The sequence below is a fragment of the Psychrobacter sp. APC 3279 genome, assembly GCF_030407795.1.
GTDB lineage: Bacteria > Pseudomonadota > Gammaproteobacteria > Pseudomonadales > Moraxellaceae > Psychrobacter.
In genome coordinates this window covers 105145-126301 of sequence record NZ_JASDCR010000004.1, presented here as the reverse complement: position 1 = coordinate 126301, position 21157 = coordinate 105145, and the positions used below count along the sequence as shown (strand labels likewise).

Genomic DNA, 21157 nt, shown 5'->3' with positions numbered 1-21157 from the left:
ACGATCTTTGACAGCATGCTCATATATTTATCGTTAATACAAGCATGATGTCAGCTACTTATTATCAGACTTAAAACGTACGAACGTCTACAAAATGACCTGCCAACGCGGCGGCAGCTGCCATTGCTGGGCTTACCAAATGCGTACGACCACCATTACCCTGACGACCTTCAAAATTACGATTAGACGTTGAAGCGCAGTGCTCTTGCGGCTCAAGCTTGTCTGCATTCATCGCAAGACACATCGAGCAGCCCGGCTCACGCCATTCAAAACCAGCTTCAGTAAATAACGTATCCAAGCCTTCAGCCTCTGCTTGCAGTTTCACTTGTCCAGAGCCTGCAACAACGATCGCTTCTTTTACGTTATCAGCAACTTTGCGACCTTTGATTACCGCTGCCGCATCACGTAAATCTTCGATACGTGAATTGGTACATGAACCAATAAAGATACGGTCAAGTTGAATATCCGTAATTTTCTGACCAGCTTCTAGCCCCATATAAGTATAAGCGCGTAACCAGCCTTCTTCTTGAGCTTCATCAATGGCTTGATCTGGTGTCGGTACAGATTGCGTGATATCTACCACCATCTCAGGCGATGTACCCCAAGATACTTGCGGTGCGATCTGACTACCGTCGATTTCCACTACAGTATCAAATACCGCGTCATCGTCTGAATATAGTGTACGCCAGTAGGCTTCCGCTTGTTCCCATTGTGCTTCGCTTGGCGCATATGGACGACCTTTGACATAGTCAATCGTCGTGTCATCGACCGCAACCATACCGACACGTGCACCTGCCTCAATCGCCATATTACAGACGGTCATACGACCTTCCATACTCATATCTTCGAACACTTGACCTGCAAATTCAATCGCGTGTCCTGTTCCACCTGCTGTACCAATCTTCGCAATAATAGCTAACACCACATCTTTTGAAGTGACGCCAGCACCAAGTTGACCAGTGACACGGATTTGCATATTTTTTGATTTCTTTTGAATCAAACACTGCGTTGCCAATACATGCTCAACTTCGGAGGTTCCGATACCATGAGCCAAACAGCCAAGTGCTCCATGGGTCGCTGTATGCGAGTCACCGCAAACAACCGTCATACCTGGCAAGACCAAACCTTGCTCTGGACCGACCACGTGCAAAATTCCTTGACGCGCATCATTGATAGTAAATTCAGCAATATCAAACTTGGTGCAATTATCGTCCAAAGTGACAACCTGCAAGCGTGATACCTTGTCTTTAATCCCAGGCACCCCTTCTAGGCGCTCTTTAGTGACGGTTGGCACATTATGGTCTGGACTGGCAATGTTAGCCGACAAACGCCATGGCGCTCTATTTGCTAACTCCAATCCTTCAAATGCTTGCGGACTCGTCACTTCGTGCAACAGATGGCGATCGATATAAATCAGGCTCGAACCATCGTCACGCTTGGTGACTTCGTGAGCGTTCCAAAGTTTGTCGTATAACGTTTGACCAGCCATGTTGCTATCCTTTATAGGTTACTAATTACTTAATTTTTTACTTACTTGTACATTGCTAAGCTAAGATTCTATGTAAATACTATATCTATCTATAATGTCTAATAATTACTGTCGTATCTAAGATTTAACCATTATTTCTTCATGAGACTCAACATATGACTAAAACCAACCCTAAAAATATGCTTTAAATGGTAAATCATTAGTTTTTTAAAATAAATATGTCACAACAGGCCTCGATGTCTTGTGATTATAGCAGGCAAATCCTATAATAATAATTGATGATTTTTAACCAGACGCAAACTTTTATTTCTAATACGTTGTGATTGGTTCAGCCAACTTTTATTTATAGCTCATAAAGTAGCTAAGGACATTCGTTTGAATACCACAAACTTGACGACATTCGTTACCGTTATGCACACTGGCAGTATCTCAGGCGCCGCAGAAAAGCTGTTTATTACTCAGCCTGCTGTCAGTAAACGTATCAAAAACTTAGAAGACGAGTTTAACATTACTTTGTTTGATACGGTAGGACGCGGAATTGTACCAACTCAAGCCGCCAGTGAAATGCTACCTCATGCTAAGCGTTGGCTAGAAGATTATGAGAATTTTAAAATCAACTTGCAGCATTCTCAGCATATCGTCTCTGGCAAATTAGTCATTGGTACTAGCCATCATATTGGCCTACATCATTTAGCACCTGTCCTTAAACACTTCATTCAAGCTTATCCAGCTGTTCAGTTAGAAGTACACTTCGTAGATTCTGAAAAAGCTCATAAAGCAGTACTAGATGGTGATTTGTCTTTAGCCTTTGTAACTCTACCTCCTGTATATGATAAGCGCTTAACTTATCACACGCTCTGGTCAGACCCTCTTTATTTTATGACGGGTACGCTATCACCTTTGGCTACTAAATCTAATGTGACGTTGGAGCAGTTAGCGCGCTATCCTGCCATTTTGCCTTCTGCCAATACCTTTACCAGTCAAATTACCTTGGCTGAGTTTGCCAAGCACAATCTGAAGCCTTATGCCACGATGAGCACCAACCCTCTTGAGTCTATCCGTATGCTGGTATCTGTTGGTCTTGGTTGGTCAGTACTACCACAAACGATGGTCAGTCAAGATTTGGAACGTATCGATATGGCTGACAATATTGAATTACAACGCTATTTAGGTGTGGTTATCAATCCAAAATTAACTCAATCTAGCAGCGTGACCGCCCTACTAGACTTACTTGCGCCTATTGAATAAAAAGAGCTCACTATAACAGTCTAAAAATTAAGCTATTCGCATTTGTGATTCTCATACGTTATAATACGCTTGACGTTGCTTTTATAACAAAAATTTACCACAAGGACACTGATAGTCATATATTGAATACTTCTAGTAAGATATGATGGTTAACAGTAGGTTTAATGGTTTAGATTGATGATGTAGGTTGCTAATACTCATATATAAATAGCAGATGCGAGCAATAACAATAGATAAGTGGAATGCGATGTTCCCGTTGTTCTCTATCTCTATATGAGTGCTAGCCATAGAACAACATCAATCATATAAAACTACAGAAGATACTGAAAAAAGCCATTATGTCTCAATTAATGGCTTTTTTTGTCTTTAAATATTGTTTTGAACATCGCCTTGCAGGACAAAACTTTTATAGTTAAAAAATAATTACAGCCAACCATGTTGGTTAAGGACAATTTATATGAACGGAGTTTCTAGTGGCGTGCTGATATCACTCGGCGCCTATTTCTTAGTGATGATTGGGATTGGTGTTTACGCTTATTTTAAGCAAGCCAATGATACTGAAGGCTATATGTTAGGGGGTCGTAACTTAGGCCCAGCAGTAACCGCACTTTCTGCAGGTGCATCAGATATGTCAGGTTGGTTACTACTTGGCTTACCTGGTTATATGTTTGCCGATGGTGTGGTCAGTATTTGGATCGCGCTTGGTTTGACATTAGGTGCATTACTAAACTATCTCATCGTAGCACCTCGCCTTCGTGTTTATACCGAAGTGGCTGACAACGCTATCACCCTACCCGATTATTTCGCCAACCGCTTTGAAGACAAGTCGCACATGCTACGCGTCATCTCAGCCGTGGTCATCATTCTATTCTTTACCGTCTATACCGCTGCAAGTCTTGTAGGTGGTGGTAAACTCTTCGAAAGCTCACTAAATCTATCGTATAGTACTGGCCTATGGGTTACTGCTGGTGTGGTTGTGGCTTATACGCTATTCGGTGGTTTCTTAGCAGTATCTATGACCGATTTCGTACAGGGTGTCATCATGCTGTTTGCCATGATAATCGTACCTGTCGTTGCCTTTACTGATCTTGGTGGTATTTCAGCCACTACAGAAGCGGTCAGAAACATTGATCCAACCCTTTTAGACGTTACTAGCGGTATGAGTGTCATCGGTATTATCTCACTCATGGCATGGGGCTTAGGTTACTTTGGCCAGCCGCATATTATCGTACGTTTTATGGCAATTCGTTCAGTGAGAGATGTACCGACCGCACGTAACATCGGTATGAGCTGGATGGTTGTGAGTCTTATTGGTTCACTGATGACTGGTTTTGCTGGTCGTGCTTATGTACAAAAAACTGCGATGACGCTGGATGATCCTGAGACTATCTTCTTAGTATTCACTCAGTTCTTGTTCCATCCATTGGTTTCAGGTTTCCTATTAGCAGCTATTTTAGCGGCAATTATGAGTACTATCTCATCGCAGCTATTGGTTGTATCAAGCTCTCTAACTAAAGATGTATACAAACTATTCTTTGATAAAGACGCACCAGAAGCTCGTCAGGTATTGGTTGGTCGTGTTTCTGTCGTAGTGGTTGCGCTAGTATCTATCATGCTTGCTTCTAATCCAGATAGCTCAGTATTGAACTTAGTTTCTAATGCATGGGCAGGATTTGGTGCAGCATTTGGTCCATTGGTTATCTTCAGCCTTACATGGCGTGGTATGAACCGTAATGGTGCTGTTGCTGGTATGGTTGTTGGTGCGTTGACTGTTATCCTATGGATCTATGGTCCTTTCCAAGTAGATGGTATGGCACTAAATAGCTGGTTATATGCTATCGTTCCAGGCTTTATCTTAAGTACTATCGCTATCTTTGCCGTTAGTATCATGACTGGTGGCCCAAGACCTTCAGTTTCTGCTAAGTACAAAGAGATGGAGTTAAACTTAAACAAATAAGTTTACGTAATGCCTTAAGATTATTATAAAAAAACCTCGTCACTATTGGCGAGGTTTTTTTATGAGTAACGATTTAGTATATTTAACCTACTAAAGTATCAAACCAAGAGAACTTATGGTAAGTGAGACTGGAATATGGACAGCGATAGTAGTATCTAGCAGCTCTGTGCTGGACATACTAAGCCAGATTGTCCTAGCCTATTTGGCAGTCCAACTGCTGCTCACTTTTGCGAAATAGACCTTATTAATGCAACTAATTCTTTTTAGAATTGTATTTTACTACCTGTTCATACATATACGTCGTTGTGCACCTTGAGTATATTATGCTGTTATTAACAGCTTACTTACTAGATATTCGATCAGGTATAAGTGCGTATCTACTCTTAAGCCGAAGAATATGCGTTGTTTATGGACACGAAACTAAACTAGGCAAATAAAATGTAGATATGCTATATAAATTAATACTATAAAGATTATCTTTGCTGTTGTACCTATATTTAAGCACTAATAATAGAATACTTAACAGAGAACCAGTAAAAAAAGCGACCCATCATAGGTCGCTTTTTTATTATTTAACAACTATATAGAAAGATTATTTCCCTTGATAAGAAAGCTTCACACCAGCGATATAACCATCATTGTCTTCAAAATCGGCAACGATTTTGCCTGTTGGTAATTGACCTTGGGCATCACCGAACCATAGGTATTTACCACCTACAGATACTGCCCAGTTTTCCGTGACATTATATTTGGCACCAAGACCAACACTATAGTAGCCTTCGACCGGGCCTAATGAAGTTACAGGGTTACCAGCACCACTATCCCAACCAACAGTACCACTTACTGCCAATGCTGGCGTTAAGCGTTTCGCTAAGCCTAGTTCCACTTGCCACTGGTCATCTTTATATTCCACCAAGTTTAATCCATCAGGACCATAACTGATTTTACTAGTGTCATTATAAAGTGGCGGCGTAATGACAAAGTCGCTCCACGGTACCCAGCGTACTTTTGCCGTTGCTAGTGTTGTAGGGTTGATACCTGTTTGGAAATCAAAGTTGACTGATTTAGGAGTAGTAATTTCGTATTTGCTGTTTCTATTTGCTGCTGCAGCCGCTTGTTCTGGAGTAGCTCCTGCTGCTGTAGCTCTAATAGCGACTAACGGATACGACTCAGATATTTGTATATCATGATCGATTTCAGAACGGTAAGTTAAAGCAGCTTTTAACGCAATTTCCGGCTTACTATAAGCAATACCTGCTATATAACCATAGTCCATATCAGGATTACTGTTTGACGTGTAACCGCTAGCAGGTCCATAAGCTAAACCGCGTAATTTTGTTTCAGACTGAGTACGCTGTGCAACTGGACCACCATAAATTTGGAAATTTTTGTTGGCACCAAATTTCATACCAAGAATACCCGTTAGGCTTTGGCTACGAACTTCTACATTAGTATTTTCGCCCGCGGTACCTGCTTCAGCTTGTGCTACTGCTACTGCTCCACGCAATCCATCTAACTGAGCCTGCTGTGCTGGAGTCAAAACACCCGCTGTTTCTCCTGCAGCCAGAGCACCAATTCCAGCCTGTGCCGCTGCAAGACTTGGGGCTGCGCCATTAGTAATAGAAGCAATAGAAGCGTCGACATCTCCTTGTGAGACAAAGTTACTTTGAGTATATTCAGCAGCTGCGCCGAAAGGCTCGTCGTATAGAATACCTACACTAAAAGTATCGTTAATGTCTGCTTTTACGCCATAGCGGAAGAAATCGTAAGACTCAGCAATATCACCTGTCTTATCACCACGTACATAATCACTTTGAGAAGGGTTAGTGTTAGCACTATCATAACCACTTACATCAGCATCAATATAAGTATAGACGGCTTCTGCATAGGTACCATCTTGAAAGAAAGCAGTGACATCTTGGCCTGAACGATCGAGACCAGCAGCATTAGTCATGCTAGCGACAGAGAGAGTAGCGATTGCTACTGCAAGGGTTTTCAAGTGAAAGGTAGTGCGCATTGTGTATCTCCAACGGTCCTTGTTGTATTACTACTTTGATAATCAATATATAGCATTGCTGCGCTTCACATTGAAAGTGTCAAAGTCGTGTCCTAAGTTGAATACTAATAGCTTTTTGACACTAAAACAACAATTAAAGTGCTTTATTTCTTGATTATGACTGAACAGTACAAATAAGATATAAATCAAACAATGTCGTTTACTTCTACTTTTAAATGTGAATTTTCTAAAAATATATACGTCCACAAGATAATTTTTTCGGGATAAAACTGACTCACCATGACTACAATACTGCCTATAAAAAAAGCGACCCTTTTAAGGATCGCTTTTTTATCAATAACATTTAAAACATTTACTATATAACTAAGCTGTAAATTACTGAGCTTGGTAAGAAACTTTTACCCCAAGTACAAATCCATCATTACTTTCAAAGTCACTCACAATAGCTTTCGTTGGGATTTGGCCTTTAGCATCACCAAACCATAGATATTTACCACCGGCAGATACGGCCCAGTTCTCAGTAACGTTGTATTTAGCGCCTAAGCCTGCACTATAGTAGCCTTCGATAGGACCCAATGAAGTTACAGGGTTGCCAGCACCACTATCCCAACCGACAGTACCACTTACTGCCAATGCTGGCGCTAAGCGTTTGGCCAGACCTAACTCTACTTGCCATTGGTCATCGTCATAGCTGACTAAAGATAAACCTTTATCATCATTAGTTGCTTGCTTACTTACTTCATTATAAAGTGGTGGAACGATTGCAAAATCACTCCATGGTACCCAGCGTACTTTGGCAGTCGCTAAGGTTGTAGGGTTAATACCAGTTTGGAAATCGAAGTTAACTGATTTGGGGGTAGTGATATCCAGCGTATTACCTTGATTCGCCTCGCCACCTAGAGCTGCTACTACTGGATATATCTCATCGATATTCGAGCTGTGGTCAATTTCAGAACGATAGGTCAAAGCCGCCTTTAGAGCAATTTCAGGTTTACTATAAGATATACCAGCGATATAGCCATAGTCGGTATCAGGACTAATATGAGCGGTATAGCCTGTAGCAGCACTATAGGCACTACCACGAAGACTTACATCAGCTTTGATACGCTGAACAACAGGACCACCGTACACTTGGAATTCTTTGTTTTGACCAAACTTAGCACCTAGGATACCTGTGATGCTTTCGCTACGGACTTCAACATTTGTGCCTTCATCATTCGCAAGGCGACCATCCGCAAAGCCTTCTAATTGCTCAAGTTGATTTAACTGTGCTTGACCTTCTGCTAGCTGCGTTTCGCCAGCGGCGATACCTGCTAAACCAGCATTAATCTGTGGACGCAGTGCAGGCTCAAGTGCTGGGTTTTGATTAACAGCTGCTTGGGCTTGTCTTACTTGCTCTCTAACTGCACTTAAACGAGTTTCAGCAGCAGTTAACTGGTTTTGAGTACCTTCAACTAAACCTTTCAACTCTTCTACATTATTAACGCCTAATCCACCTAGACGCGATGCAATAATATTATTAACAGCATCAGTTGGTGCGCCTACAAAGTTATTATTTCCAGTGTAATCGGCTGCTGCACCGAAAGGCTCGTCATATAAGATACCAACACTGAATGTATCGTTGATATCTGTTTTTACGCCATAACGGAAAAAGTCATAAGACTCTGCGATGTCATCAATTTTATTACCTGAGGTATCTTTACCGGTAACGTCAGCATCGATATAAGTGTAGACAGCTTCTGCATACGTGCCGTCTTGTAGGAATGCGGTGATATCTTGGCCTGAGCGATCAAGGCCAGCAGCACTAGCGACGCTAGCAACAGAAAAAGTAGCAACAGCTACTGCAAGAGTTTTTAAATGAAAGGTGTGGCGCATTTTATATCTCCAAACATCCGCATTGTTTTACTGTTTTACCCAGTATTAATAGGCAATCAGCATCCGAGGTGGAAGATAGTAAAGATTTTTTAACACTAAAACAACTACAAAAACACATTATTCCCATGTTATGACCACATAGTCATTAAACAGTATCTATATATAAAAATACGTATATATTTTCCGTTATTAAAAGATTTTCTTTCCAAATCTTACTTATCAATAATGTGGCGGTCTGTCTGCCATTACATCGAATGGTGCAATGCCACCTTCCGTATCTTGGCCCTCAATCTGTTTATAAATCAGCTGTAGTTGACGTTGCAGCGTATGAATATCTTTGTCTTGTCGCGTGATTACGTCATCCAGTCGTTCGACGGTAACTTCAAGGTGCGCGAGGCTCATTTGTAAATCGATTACTTGAGCTTGCAGATCATCTTGCACTGTAGAAGTATCGGTTGTAGTTTTAGATTGGTTCATATTTTTCTCTAGATCATAGTAAGTATTAAAGTGAAAGGAGTTTGAATAGTGCTATAGATTAGCGATAAATCTACAAACATAGTCATTGACTAGCAGCAGTTAGTAAAAGCAATAAATAGTACTGATAAAACTATTTACTCGCACTACAGTGACGCGGTGGCATGTTATACTGCAGGCAATTTTGCAACAACCCCTACCTCACTATTATATAAGCTTAAGATACTCTATGGCACTGATTCATTTAAAAGACATTCACTTAGCCTTTGGCGTTGCGCCTGTTCTTGATGGTATTGATTTCTCTATCAATTCAGGCGAGCGCGTGTGTTTGATTGGCCGCAATGGCGAAGGTAAATCCACCTTATTCAAACTGATTAATGGCTCATTACAGCCTGACAGTGGTGAGATTATTACTAACAGTAGCATGCGTGTGGCGATGCTAGAGCAAGACGTCCCTGAAACCAGTGGTCGCATATTAGACATCGTCATGGGTGGTAGTCGCCGCACGGCTGATTTGCTCATTAATTACAATAAGCAAGTGGATATGTGCGCCAATGGTGATATGGACGCGTGTGAGCATATGGCGACACTGCAGCATGATATCGATGCGGTACATGGCTGGGACTTAGAACGCGATGCCATGCGTCTGATTACGACCATGGGCCTTAATCCAGAAGATGACTTATCATCTCTATCTGGTGGTCGTAAACGCCGCGTGCTACTTGCTCGGGCGCTAGTTACTAAGCCTGATGTGCTACTACTAGATGAGCCAACCAACCATTTGGATGTTGAAAGTATCGAATGGTTAGAACGCTTTTTGCTTGATTGGCAAGGCTTAACGTTGTTGTTCGTGACTCATGATAGAGCATTCGTCAATAAGCTATCGACTCGCATTATTGAGCTTGACCGTGGCCAATTGACCAGCTATGACGTAACACAAGGTGAAGGTGGTTACGCGCGCTATCAAGAGCTAAAAGAGCTACAGTTGCAGGCTGAAGAAAAGAATAATGCCAACTTTGATAAAAAACTGGCACAAGAAGAAGTTTGGATTCGCCAAGGTATCAAAGCCCGTCGTACCCGTAATGAAGGCCGTGTCCGTGAGCTAAAAGCCTTACGTGAAGAGCGTAGCGATCGCCGTGAGCAAGTGGGCAATGTAAACATCACAATGGGTCAAGGCGAGAAAAGCGGTAAGCTTGTCTGTAAAGTTAAAAACTTACATCTTGAATATGACGGCAACGTCTTGGTAGATGATTTTACGACCACTATTATGCGTGGCGATAAGATTGGTATTGTCGGCCCTAACGGTGCTGGTAAAACTACGCTTATTAAAGCCCTACTCGATATGTCTGATGATGAAGTTACCAAGTCTGGTAGTGTCGAATTAGGTACTAATCTGAAAATTGCATTCTTCGATCAGTTGCGTGATCAGTTAGACCTTGAAGCGAGCGTTGCACAGAATGTTTCAGAAGGCTCTGACTTTGTCGAAGTTGGCGGCCGTAAGACGCATATTATGAGCTACTTACAAGATTTCTTATTTGCCCCAGAGCGCGCACGTACACCTGTCAAAGCCTTGTCTGGTGGTGAGCGTAACCGAGTACTACTTGCCAAACAACTATTAAAACCTGCCAATATTTTGGTACTCGATGAGCCGACTAACGATTTGGATATGGCAACACTTGAGCTATTAGAAGAGTCAGTCGCCAGCTTTGGTGGTACGATTTTGCTAATCAGTCATGATCGCTCATTCATGGACAACGTCGTTACCTCTACGTGGGTGTTTGGCGAAGATGAAGATGGCAAAGGCACTGTTAGTGAATATGTAGGTGGTTATCAAGAGTACCTCGTACAAAAGAACCGCGAAGAAGCATCCCGTGCTACCAAAGCACCTGCCAACAATGCAGCAAGCAATAAAGCGACAAACAAGTCTGGCACAGCAGCGAAACCAAATAAGGCAGCCAAAAAGCTAAATTATAATGATCAACGCGAACTGGATAACTTGCCAAAAGAAATCGCTGCACTCGAAGCCGAACAAGCTCAATTGCAAGAAAAGCTGGCCGATGGCTCTTGGTTTAATACTGACTTTGATGCGGCGACAGCTGCTAGTGAGCGTCTCTTAACCATTGAAGATGAGATGATGCACAAGCTTGAACGCTGGAGCGAGCTTGAAGGCTAGTATTGGCAACTCTCTAGCTGAGTTTATTGGAATATCGCATATGTACTTTGCATTGCGTATTTCGATAAATAAGTTCCTGATAGTTTGACAAAACATTATTAATCATTATGAAGACATCACCACTTTATTATATAGAGTGGTGATATTTGTTTTACAGCAACTTACAAAGTAGTTAGATGGTGAAAGTTAGTGAACATTACCTTAATTTCAAGTATCATTCGCTATTGCTGAAAATCCTTATTATTTATAAGGTCATCACATCATAATCCTTGTTAAAGCAAAGTTAGCGTTAAGCGTTGATAATCCAACTGTTTTGGTTTGATTATCATATTCAACCTTCTAATATGTCCTATTGAGGTTGCTTTATTTTTAACGCAATAATTTATTTTATCACCGAAATAGCTTAGAATAGCAACAATTAGCAAAATTAGGCACAGCTAAAGTGGCTTGATATTGTATATTTTCTAAGCCACAAACCCAGTGTGGGATAATCCCATTTCATTCACCTGGAGGAAGTATTAATGAGCCAAGCCGAAGGCGTTAATGTACAACGCCGTAGAGTTCTTATTGCCTCAACTGCCGCGATTGGTGCAGCTGGGGTAGCTGCCGTGGCGACACCTTTTGTCCGTTCTTGGTACCCAAGCGCTAAAGCTGAGGCTGCAGGGGCTGCAGTGACCCAAGATATTGGTTCTATCGAAGATGGACAAATGATCGTCGTCAAATACCGTGGTAAACCTATTTATGTGGTTAAGCGCACCGAAGACATGGTTGCAGGACTAGAGTCAGTCAAACCTCTATTATCTGATCCTGAGTCTGATGCGTCTCTACAACCTGAATATTGCAAAAATCCTACTCGCTCTTTAGATCCAACCGTATTGGTGGTCGAAGGCGTTTGCACACATTTGGGCTGTGCACCAAACTACCGTCCTGATGTGGGCGCGGTGGATTTAGGTGGTAATGATTGGTACGGCGGATTTTTCTGTCCGTGTCACGGGTCAAAATATGACTTAGCAGGTCGCGTATATAGCGGCGTTCCTGCACCACTTAATTTACCCGTTCCAGAATATGGTATGGATGGTACCATCTTGACGGTTGGGGAGGCTTGATATGAGTATGGGTAAAAAGTTAATGCATTGGGTGGACGCGCGTTTTCCAGCGACCGAAACCTATGAATACCATATGTCAAAGTACTACGCACCAAAGAACTTTAACTTTTGGTACTTCTTTGGCGTGCTATCAATGATCGTACTGGTCAACCAATTGGTGACTGGTATATGGCTTACGATGATGTACAACCCAAGTGCCGAAGGGGCATTTGCGTCTGTTGAATACATCATGCGTGACGTAAAAGGTGGTTGGCTCATTCGCTATATGCACTCGACTGGGGCCTCTGCCTTCTTCGTTGTTGTCTATCTGCATATGTTCCGAGCCTTACTATACGGTTCATACCAAAAACCTCGTGAGCTTATCTGGCTCATCGGTATGGGTATCTACCTAGCACTTATGGCAGAAGGTTTCTTCGGTTACCTACTACCTTGGGGCAACATGTCATTCTGGGGTGCTCAGGTTATCTTGAACTTACCTGCAGCTCTACCTGTTATTGGTGATGGCCTTGCTGAATGGGTACGTGGTGACTATATCATCTCTGGTATTACTCTAAACCGTTTCTTTGCGCTACACGTTGTTGCTATTCCATTAGTGCTAGTAGGTCTAGTATTCATGCATATTGTAGCATTGCATCATGTGGGCTCGAACAACCCTGATGGCATCGATATTAAGAAGCTAAAAGATAAAAATGGTGTGCCATTAGACGGTATCGAATTCCATCCGTACTACACTGTGCATGACATGGTTGGTATCGTAGTGTTCTTTATCTGTTTCTTTGCAGTGGTATTCTTCTTCCCAGAAGGCGGCGGTTTCTTCCTTGAACCACCAAACTTTGAGACAGCGAACTCACTGAAAACACCAGCACATATTGCACCAGTATGGTACTACACGCCGTTCTACGCTATTTTACGTGCGGTTCCTGACAAGCTTGGTGGCGTGATTGCGATGGGTGGTGCGATTGCCGTACTGTTCTTGATCCCATGGCTTGATAGGTCTCCTGTGCGCTCTATACGTTACAAAGGTATATTATCTAAGATTGCGCTGACCGTCTTTGCTATTAGCTTTGTGGTACTAGGCTACTTGGGTGCGACGCCTGCTACACCAACGGCAACCATCATGGCTCGTGTATTCACGATTCTATATTTCTTGTTCTTCTTACTGATGCCTTTCTACACTGCGATTGAGAAGTGTAAACAGCCACCAGAACGCGTTACCGGAGGTCACTAATGAACACGCTAATTAAATCCCTAGCTGGTCTAGGCTTAGGCGCGGCATTAACCTTGACTGCTGGTACGGCAATGGCTTCAGGCAGTGGCTGCGGTACATTCACCAATGCAGATGGCGTTGATGAACACCTGGCTTGTAGTACAGCTCCTATTGATTTTACCAATAAGGGCTCACTACAAAACGGCGCGAAGATCTTTATGAACTACTGTGCTGGGTGTCACTCAGCCAAGTACGTTCGTCATTCGCGCATTGCCAAAGATTTAGAGATACCGCCTGAGTTGGTTGAAAAGTATTTGATGGTTACTACCGATCAAATCGGTGACCACATTACTGCTGAGATAGATCCTGAGATTCAAGCGTCTTGGTTTGGCGCAGCGCCTCCTGATCTATCACTTGAGACACGTCTGCGTGGCGACGACTGGGTATATACTTACCTACTGTCGTTCTATGAAGATCCAAGCCGTCCTTGGGGCGCGAATAACTTAGTACTGGCCAATGCAGCGATGCCTCACGTATTGCATAACATGCAAGAAGAGTTGAGCCAAGAAGAGTTTGAATCTGAAGTTGGTGACTTGGTTAACTTTATGGCGTGGATGGGTGAACCTGCTCGTCACGACCGTCAAGTCATTGGTTTCTTCGTAATTCTATTCTTATTAGTACTGCTCATCCCAGTTTACTTATTGAATAAAGAATTCTGGAAAGATGTCAAATAAGTCATAGTCAGCAGTTAGTTTTTAGAAATAAAAAAGGCACTACTTCGGTAGTGCCTTTTTGTGCCTTGATATAGAGTGTAAATACTAGATAATCCGGAAAATAAGTCGCTCAGCGCTAATGTTTACGTACTCTACCTTGATAAACGTTGCGAGTTTGTTTACGATGACAACCTTCACTATTAACATTAGGCTTTCATGATTGATGCGAATGACATTCCAAGTAGTCAGCTAATTTTGTATGCTGATGACGGCTACGACAGTCATGTGGTACGCCTATTACTTGAAGAAAAAAAGCTCGCTTACTATTTGTCTCGCTTACATTCTGAGCGCCCTGAAGATTTGACTGAGCTAAACCCCTATCATACCTTGCCTGTATTACAGCAGCGTGAGATTGCGCTTTATGAGATTAACGTTATTTTTGAATATCTTGAGGAACGCTATCATACGAACAAACTGCTCCCTGAGACACCGCAAGAGCGTGCACAGTTTCGCCAACTGGCTTGGCGCATTCAGCGTGATTGGTTAGTACTTGGTAAACGCTTGTTGACGCATCCAGATAGTTTTAATAAAGCACAAGCTACCATTGCCAAAAAACAGCTCAGTGATTCGTTGATTACTCTGTCACCGCTGTTCGCTCATAAGCCTTATTTTATGGCTGATGAGTTTGGCTGGTGTGACGTGTTATTAGCACCACTATTATGGCGATTAGATGAGATGGGTATTGAGCTGCCACGTGCAATCAGCCGTCCATTGTTTGAGTACCAAACGAGAGTGTTTGAGCGCAGTAGCTTCCAAAAAAGCGTGCGTTGATTAGACAAGTATCAAAAGCTGTCCTAAAATAAAGTATAAATAAGATAGACGTTAATTAGCATTTGTCATTTGATAAATCGTTGAACGAGATATTTTTCATTATTAATAATTATTAGTATAGGAAATCATTAAATGAGCGAAACCACCTCTATTACACCTACCCGCCCTTATATGGTACGCGCACTATATCAATGGATAGAAGATAACGCTCTGACACCATACTTGATGGTCGATGCTACCGCTGACAATGTGCAAATACCAACCGAGCATGTGCAAGACGGTCGTATCGTATTAAATATCGCCAGCCGTGCTACGGGTAACATGAGTATGGAAAATGACTATATTCATTTTAGTGCGCGCTTCGGTGGTGTATCACAAGAAATCTGGGTGCCACTTACTGCGGTGATGGGGATTTATGCTAAAGAGAACTCGCAAGGGATGTTCTTTGATCCAAAAGAGTATGACAACTATCAGCCAGAAGACGACTCAGCACCAATGTCTAACAACAGTCCTGCCAAAGCACCTAAACCAAAGCGTGATAATAAAGCAGGTTTAAAGGTCTTAAAGTAGAAAGTCTTGAAATAAATAGAACCTTAGACCAGTTCTATTTAACACAATAAAAAAGCTAGCCATATTTAATATGACTAGCTTTTTTATTAACTATTTAAAGGCTTATTAACTTTCTATAACTGATAAGCTTTTAAACGTACGCTTACTGATTAGGTTCTTGGCAGTGTCACGCCGCGCTGACCTTGGTATTTACCACCACGATCTTTATAACTCGTCTCACAGACATCATCAGCATCGCTTTGGAAAAACAGCATTTGCGCTACGCCTTCACCAGCATAGATACGGGCTGGCAGGTTGGTCGTATTACTAAACTCTAAAGTGACGTGCCCTTCCCACTCAGGCTCAAGCGGCGTTACGTTGACAATAATACCGCAGCGCGCGTAAGTTGACTTACCTAGGCAGATAGTCAATACATCACGCGGAATACGGAAATACTCCATAGTACGGGCTAAAGCAAACGAATTAGGTGGAATGATGCACTCATCACCAACGATATCGATAAAGCTTTTATCATCGAAGTTTTTAGGATCAACGACCACTGAATGTACGTTGGTAAAAACTTTAAATTCAGGAGCACAGCGCACATCATAACCGTAGCTTGAGGTGCCGTAGCTAACCAAACGCTCGCCTGCATCATTAAAGCGTACTTGACCCGGCTCGTATGGCTCAATCATGCCGTGCTCTTCGGCCATTTTACGAATCCAGCGGTCAGACTTGATAGACATTGTTGTTCCTTAGCAAATATTTAATAGCGGTTATGATAACAGTATTTTGATAGCGACGATTATACGGAATTGATGGCTGAATTTATAGCGTGATGGCTGTTTTATCATACATTGGTTTTAGACTAGCTAAGCAACCAGCACCCTATTTAATCATTAGACACTAGAAAATCCGCTTATCATCGACAGGCTTTGCGAATTTATTGATATTGGTTTCGATGTTTTTGGCAATATCTAGGTAATATCGTGCAAACTCATCATCAGCCAATACACTTGGCACACCCTTATCAACTTGTGCACGAATGCCACTGGCAAGTGGTAGCTGACCCAATAGCGGTACCTGATATTGCTCAGCGATAAACTCACCGCCACCCGTACCAAAGATCGCTTCGGTGTGATTACAGTTGCTACAAGTGTGTAGCGCCATGTTTTCAACCACGCCAAGCACAGGAATGTTGGTTTTGTTAAACATTTCAACGCCTTTTTGCGCATCAAGCAGTGCAACATGCTGCGGTGTCGTGACAATAACAGCACCCGTGACTGGAATACGCTGCGCCAATGTCAGCTGTATATCACCTGTACCTGGCGGCATATCAATCATTAGATAGTCCAGCTGCGGCCAGTTGGTTTGATTATATAGCTGCATCAATGCACCCGTGGCTTTTGGTCCACGCCATGCAACCGGCGTATTATCTCCATCGAGCAAACTACCGATAGAGAGCATTGCCATACCATGCGCATCAACTGGCACGAACTGCTCGTTTTCCAGTTGCGGCTTCACATCGGCAACGCCTAGCATGGTTGGCATACTAGGGCCATAGATATCGGCATCCAGTACACCAACACGATTGCCCAGCTTCTGTAATGCTAGTGCGATGTTTACAGTCGTCGTTGATTTGCCAACACCGCCCTTACCTGATGCTACGACAATAATATGACGGATACGAGGATGCGCTGCCAATGAAGCTTGGGTAGGTGCAGCTTTTGTAATCGGTGGCTCAGCGTTAGTGTTACTAGTATTGTTATTAGCGCCAGATGAAGGCTGGGATTCCATCGCATTGGTTGTCTTTGGCATCTGCTTTGGTAAGCTTGAACCTGAACCCTTTTCTGGCGCAGGCAGACGCACATTCATATGAATCGTAGTAATACCATGTGGATGTAGCAACTGGCCAAGCTCCTGTTGGATAACTTCAGGATTGCTGTCTTTCGGCAAACGCAGGTCTAAGGTAAGTGCTTCGCCATCACGCTCAAGTCCTGTAACCATCGTGGCAATACTGACGGCACCTATCTCATATCCAAGTAGGACTTTGTCGACGGCACTATCACGCTCTGCCTGCTGCTGAGGCGTTTCGGTTTTTGTGGTTTTTTTCTTCATAAAGTTAAACATAGCTACTATTATGGCCTATACAAGTGGGTAGATCTGGCAAATCGCTCAAGTCATCTCATTGCGTATCTCACAACCGATAGCGTTGATGAGTATATTAGCCAAACCTTCTATCGTGACAGTGTAGCTGAATTGGACGTATAAAAAAACCACAACGCCAGTAGGTCTGACGTTGTGGTATATTCAAATTGTATATATATTAATTCATAAACCAACCATGACTGGCCACGATAGATTGTCCAGTGAATACATTGGTTGGGAAAGCCGCCAAAAATAGTGCCAATTGGGCAATGTCTTCCACCGTGGTAAATTCTTTATCTACTGTGTTCACCAGCATAATATCGTTGATCACTGACTCTTCACTGATGCCCTTTTCAGCTGCTTGCTCGGGGATTTGTTTTTCTACCAAAGGTGTTTTAACAAAGCCTGGACAAATTACATGCGAGCGTACCTTATGCGCTGCACCTTCTTTGGCCAGTACACGGCACAGTCCTAGTAGTCCGTGCTTCGCGGTCACATAAGGGGCTTTATATAATGAGGCCTCATGCGAGTGCGCAGAACCCATATAAATAATTGTGCCGCCCTTATCACCTTTATACATGTGCTTAATCGCGGCTTTAGTGGTCAAAAAAGCGCCATCTAAGTGGATGTTCAGCATTTTTTTCCAATCGCTAAATGCCATTTTATCAATAGGGTCGATGATCTGAATACCAGCATTAGAAACTAAAATATCAATACTACCAAAAGTATCAACTAGTTGTTGTACACCATCGTTTACCGCCTCTTCTGAGGTAACATCCATAGCAATCGCCAGAGCACGTCCACCAGCAGCTTCAATAGCATCAACGGTTTTTTGTGCCGCTTCAAGGTTGATATCGGCAATACCAACCGCTGCGCCTGCTTTTGCATAAGTTTCAGCGATGTCACGTCCGATACCACTTGCAGAGCCAGTGACCAATGCTACTTTGCCTGTCAAATCTTGTTCTAATTGGGTCGCCATACATATTCCTTATCATGGTCTAATATATTATTAGTTTTTATAAAATTGAACTGAACAAATACGCCACTATAGTCATAGTGGCGTATTTATGTGCGGGATAAAACATATTAATCTTAGGACAGTCACTTTACTGTACAAAGTTTACTGAATAATACTTACTGGTGTTTTTTCTTGTAGCTCGTCAAAGCTTACACCATCTGCTAATTCAACCAGTTTTAGGCCTTCATCAGTAACGTCTAATACAGCAAGCTCAGTAATGATACGATCAACCACGCCTTTACCCGTCAATGGTAGCTCACAGTTTGCCAAAATTTTTGGATCGCCGTGCTTATTTACCTGCTCCATCAATACAATCACACGCTGCACGCCTGCGACTAAATCCATCGCCCCGCCCATGCCTTTGACCATCTTTTTGGGAATCATCCAGTTGGCAAGATCGCCTTTTTCTGAGACTTCCATTGCGCCCAATATTGCCAAATTGACATGACCACCACGAATCATAGAAAAAGACTCTGAGCTACTAAAATAACTGGCCCCTGCTTCTGCGGTCACCGTTTGCTTGCCCGCATTAATCAAGTCGGCATCAACGTTTTCTGTTGTAGGGAACTCACCAATACCTAGCAAGCCATTCTCTGACTGTAACCATACGTCCACGCCTTCAGGAATATAGTTAGCGACTAGCGTTGGTAGACCAATGCCCAAGTTGACGTAATAGCCGTCTTGTAGTTCTTGTGCGGCGCGCTGCGCCATTTGCTCTCTTGTCCATGCCATGTTGATGTCCTTATTTTTTAATATTCTTTTGCTATTCGTTTGAATGATTATTTATATAAAATATGAGCCATTTAAAAACTGACTGTTATCTTTCAGTTGTATATCTATCTAGGCACTCTTATTTAGGCATTTTCTACAGCTTTAGTTGTGGTCTTTTCGATACGTTTTTCAGGGCTAGCATTCAATACAATACGTTGAACAAAAATACCCGGTAAATGCACTTCATCTGGATCAAACGTACCTGTCTCAACGATTTCTTCTACTTCAACAATTGTGATTTTACCCGCCATCGCACAATCTGGGTTAAAGTTACGAGCGGTTTTATTAAAGATTAGGTTGCCCGCTTTGTCTGCCTTTTGCGCTTTGATTAAAGCAACGTCCGCGCGTAAGGAATGCTCCAACACATAAGTACGACCATCAAAATCACGCGTTTCTTTACCTTCAGCAACTAATGTACCTACGCCTGTTGCAGTATAAAATGCAGGAATACCAGCGCCGGCTGAGCGCAGTTTTTCAGCCAATGTACCTTGCGGCGTCAACTCAACTTCTAACTCGCCTGCCAAGTACTGGCGCTCAAACTCTTTGTTTTCGCCCACGTACGATGAAATCATTTTCTTGATTTGGCGGGTCTGTAGTAGCAGACCAAGTCCGAAATCATCGACGCCAGCGTTGTTGCTGATACAGGTCAGCTCTTTAACGCCACTATCACGTAGTGCTTCGATCAATGCTTCAGGAATGCCGCATAGACCAAAACCACCGATAGCGAGTGTTTGCCCATCTTTAACAATACCGCTTAGTGCCTCTTCAGCACTGTTATATACTTTTGATTGACTCATGCTTATCTCCTATGACTATTATTTGTATTTTTAATCCGTGCATAAACTAATGCTGAATTAAGTGTCTCAATTATCCGTTTGATTGTTGCTTTTAATAAAACCTAACAACGAAAACTCATCATGCTTATTTTTCTTTTGCGCGTTATAACCTTGTATAGTCAATTCAATTTAAGAATAGTACAAGGCAACCGAGTGTAGATGTATATCTAATACTTCAAGCAAGGTGAACGCAGTAATACTTTTATAGTGAAATGACTATACCAATAGCCAAAACACGCTCATGATAATAGCACCCGATACTGCCAATACTATTAGGCAGTAGCCCATGATAGCGCGTGCATCCAAACCTGCGATACCCAATAATGGCAAAGCCCAAAACGGCTGAATCATGTTGGTCCATGCGTCACCCCATGCAATCGCCATTGCAGTAATGGCTGGACTAACACCCAGTTCGATACCAGCAGGAATCATAACAGGGCCCTGTACCGCAAACTGTCCACCGCCCGATGGTACAAAGACGTTGACCAAACCAGCACTTAAAAATGCAAAAATCGGAAAGCTGTCGGCAGAAGCTGAATTGACAAAAAACTCGGTCACTTGCGTACTGATAGAGATACCATCCGCATTTGCACCCGTCATGATACCCATGATGCCGCCATAGAACGGGAACAATAGCACAATACCCGTGATGCCACCTATCCCTGAGTGTACGGCACGATAATAACGCTCTAGCGTGCCATGCGATAGCAAACCTATGAACAAGAATAGCCCAATGACGATGTTT

The 21157-nt window shown here is 42.6% G+C and carries 18 protein-coding genes; 8 read left to right on the top strand and 10 right to left on the bottom strand.

The genetic code is table 11. The annotated features are described in order from the left end of the window. Positions 1–70 precede the first annotated feature (70 nt). A complete protein-coding gene (leuC, locus tag QL898_RS03160) occupies positions 71–1489 on the bottom strand; it encodes a 3-isopropylmalate dehydratase large subunit (protein ID WP_057759320.1) in 1419 nt (472 codons plus the stop codon). Positions 1490–1864: 375 nt separating this feature from the next. Here leuC and QL898_RS03155 point away from each other — a divergent pair, with 375 nt between their 5' ends. Both QL898_RS03155 and putP read left to right on the top strand, forming a co-directional pair. Further along, the gene (locus tag QL898_RS03155) at positions 1865–2737 is read left to right on the top strand and encodes a LysR family transcriptional regulator (protein WP_101205469.1); all 873 of its coding nucleotides are present in this window, start codon (positions 1865–1867) and stop codon (positions 2735–2737) included. 457 nt (positions 2738–3194) lie between these two features. Next, a complete protein-coding gene (putP, locus tag QL898_RS03150; RefSeq protein ID WP_290175763.1) occupies positions 3195–4694 on the top strand; it encodes a sodium/proline symporter PutP in 1500 nt (499 codons plus the stop codon). Between the two features lie 592 nt (positions 4695–5286). On the opposite strand, the gene QL898_RS03145 is transcribed toward putP, so the two are convergent. The 3 genes from QL898_RS03145 to QL898_RS03135 form a co-directional block, all read right to left on the bottom strand. Continuing rightward, entirely contained in the window at positions 5287–6711 is a 1425-nt protein-coding gene (locus tag QL898_RS03145; RefSeq protein ID WP_201547974.1) for an outer membrane protein transport protein, read from the bottom strand. A 375-nt stretch (positions 6712–7086) separates the two neighbouring features. Then, on the bottom strand, positions 7087–8586 hold the full coding sequence (locus QL898_RS03140; protein WP_290175762.1) for an outer membrane protein transport protein: 1500 nt from the start codon (positions 8584–8586) through the stop codon (positions 7087–7089). A gap of 219 nt (positions 8587–8805) precedes the next feature. Continuing rightward, positions 8806–9063, bottom strand: a complete 258-nt coding sequence (locus QL898_RS03135; protein WP_290175761.1) for a SlyX family protein — start codon at positions 9061–9063, stop codon at positions 8806–8808. 226 nt (positions 9064–9289) lie between these two features. Here QL898_RS03135 and QL898_RS03130 point away from each other — a divergent pair, with 226 nt between their 5' ends. The 6 genes from QL898_RS03130 (at position 9290) to QL898_RS03105 (ending at position 15660) form a co-directional block, all read left to right on the top strand. Continuing rightward, the gene (locus QL898_RS03130) at positions 9290–11233 is read left to right on the top strand and encodes an ATP-binding cassette domain-containing protein (RefSeq protein ID WP_290175760.1); all 1944 of its coding nucleotides are present in this window, start codon (positions 9290–9292) and stop codon (positions 11231–11233) included. A gap of 521 nt (positions 11234–11754) precedes the next feature. Beyond that, positions 11755–12339, top strand: coding sequence for a ubiquinol-cytochrome c reductase iron-sulfur subunit (gene petA / locus QL898_RS03125; protein WP_057759305.1), 585 nt, complete (start codon positions 11755–11757; stop codon positions 12337–12339). A gap of 22 nt (positions 12340–12361) precedes the next feature. Further along, entirely contained in the window at positions 12362–13567 is a 1206-nt protein-coding gene (locus QL898_RS03120; protein WP_179798892.1) for a cytochrome bc complex cytochrome b subunit, read from the top strand. Further along, positions 13567–14280 carry a cytochrome c1 gene (locus QL898_RS03115; protein WP_101205476.1) on the top strand — a complete coding sequence of 238 codons (714 nt, stop codon included), beginning with the start codon at positions 13567–13569 and terminating at the stop codon, positions 14278–14280. Before QL898_RS03120 ends, QL898_RS03115 begins: the two co-directional genes overlap by 1 nt. A 195-nt stretch (positions 14281–14475) precedes the next feature. Beyond that, on the top strand, positions 14476–15090 hold the full coding sequence (locus QL898_RS03110; RefSeq protein ID WP_165597051.1) for a glutathione S-transferase N-terminal domain-containing protein: 615 nt from the start codon (positions 14476–14478) through the stop codon (positions 15088–15090). Positions 15091–15222: 132 nt separating this feature from the next. Beyond that, positions 15223–15660: a ClpXP protease specificity-enhancing factor gene (locus QL898_RS03105; protein ID WP_102078541.1), complete on the top strand. Its 438-nt coding sequence runs from the start codon at positions 15223–15225 to the stop codon at positions 15658–15660. A gap of 149 nt (positions 15661–15809) precedes the next feature. Here QL898_RS03105 and dcd read toward each other — a convergent pair whose 3' ends face one another. The 6 genes from dcd to QL898_RS03075 form a co-directional block, all read right to left on the bottom strand. After that, positions 15810–16385 carry a dCTP deaminase gene (gene dcd, locus QL898_RS03100; protein WP_058024138.1) on the bottom strand — a complete coding sequence of 192 codons (576 nt, stop codon included), beginning with the start codon at positions 16383–16385 and terminating at the stop codon, positions 15810–15812. A 160-nt stretch (positions 16386–16545) separates the two neighbouring features. Continuing rightward, the gene (gene apbC, locus QL898_RS03095; RefSeq protein WP_201547981.1) at positions 16546–17769 is read right to left on the bottom strand and encodes an iron-sulfur cluster carrier protein ApbC; all 1224 of its coding nucleotides are present in this window, start codon (positions 17767–17769) and stop codon (positions 16546–16548) included. A gap of 196 nt (positions 17770–17965) precedes the next feature. Continuing rightward, the gene (locus QL898_RS03090; protein WP_290175759.1) at positions 17966–18766 is read right to left on the bottom strand and encodes a 3-hydroxybutyrate dehydrogenase; all 801 of its coding nucleotides are present in this window, start codon (positions 18764–18766) and stop codon (positions 17966–17968) included. A 141-nt stretch (positions 18767–18907) separates the two neighbouring features. Next, entirely contained in the window at positions 18908–19537 is a 630-nt protein-coding gene (locus QL898_RS03085; RefSeq protein ID WP_290175758.1) for a 3-oxoacid CoA-transferase subunit B, read from the bottom strand. Positions 19538–19659: 122 nt separating this feature from the next. Beyond that, the gene (locus tag QL898_RS03080) at positions 19660–20373 is read right to left on the bottom strand and encodes a CoA transferase subunit A (protein WP_290175757.1); all 714 of its coding nucleotides are present in this window, start codon (positions 20371–20373) and stop codon (positions 19660–19662) included. A gap of 255 nt (positions 20374–20628) precedes the next feature. Next, entirely contained in the window at positions 20629–21135 is a 507-nt protein-coding gene (locus tag QL898_RS03075) for a TIGR00366 family protein (protein WP_290175756.1), read from the bottom strand. Positions 21136–21157: the final 22 nt, after the last annotated feature.

Excerpts from the sequence above, each read along its gene's own strand:
- leuC (WP_057759320.1), bottom strand. The coding sequence starts at position 1,489 with ATGGCTGGTCAAACGTTATACGACAAACTTTGGAACGCTCACGAAGTC.
- putP (WP_290175763.1), top strand. The coding sequence starts at position 3,195 with ATGAACGGAGTTTCTAGTGGCGTGCTGATATCACTCGGCGCCTATTTC.
- QL898_RS03145 (WP_201547974.1), bottom strand. The coding sequence starts at position 6,711 with ATGCGCACTACCTTTCACTTGAAAACCCTTGCAGTAGCAATCGCTACT.
- QL898_RS03140 (WP_290175762.1), bottom strand. The coding sequence starts at position 8,586 with ATGCGCCACACCTTTCATTTAAAAACTCTTGCAGTAGCTGTTGCTACT.
- QL898_RS03135 (WP_290175761.1), bottom strand. The coding sequence starts at position 9,063 with ATGAACCAATCTAAAACTACAACCGATACTTCTACAGTGCAAGATGAT.
- QL898_RS03130 (WP_290175760.1), top strand. The coding sequence starts at position 9,290 with ATGGCACTGATTCATTTAAAAGACATTCACTTAGCCTTTGGCGTTGCG.
- petA (WP_057759305.1), top strand. The coding sequence starts at position 11,755 with ATGAGCCAAGCCGAAGGCGTTAATGTACAACGCCGTAGAGTTCTTATT.
- QL898_RS03120 (WP_179798892.1), top strand. The coding sequence starts at position 12,362 with ATGCATTGGGTGGACGCGCGTTTTCCAGCGACCGAAACCTATGAATAC.
- QL898_RS03115 (WP_101205476.1), top strand. The coding sequence starts at position 13,567 with ATGAACACGCTAATTAAATCCCTAGCTGGTCTAGGCTTAGGCGCGGCA.
- QL898_RS03110 (WP_165597051.1), top strand. The coding sequence starts at position 14,476 with ATGATTGATGCGAATGACATTCCAAGTAGTCAGCTAATTTTGTATGCT.
- QL898_RS03105 (WP_102078541.1), top strand. The coding sequence starts at position 15,223 with ATGAGCGAAACCACCTCTATTACACCTACCCGCCCTTATATGGTACGC.
- dcd (WP_058024138.1), bottom strand. The coding sequence starts at position 16,385 with ATGTCTATCAAGTCTGACCGCTGGATTCGTAAAATGGCCGAAGAGCAC.
- apbC (WP_201547981.1), bottom strand. The coding sequence starts at position 17,769 with ATGTTTAACTTTATGAAGAAAAAAACCACAAAAACCGAAACGCCTCAG.
- QL898_RS03090 (WP_290175759.1), bottom strand. The coding sequence starts at position 18,766 with ATGGCGACCCAATTAGAACAAGATTTGACAGGCAAAGTAGCATTGGTC.
- QL898_RS03085 (WP_290175758.1), bottom strand. The coding sequence starts at position 19,537 with ATGGCATGGACAAGAGAGCAAATGGCGCAGCGCGCCGCACAAGAACTA.
- QL898_RS03080 (WP_290175757.1), bottom strand. The coding sequence starts at position 20,373 with ATGAGTCAATCAAAAGTATATAACAGTGCTGAAGAGGCACTAAGCGGT.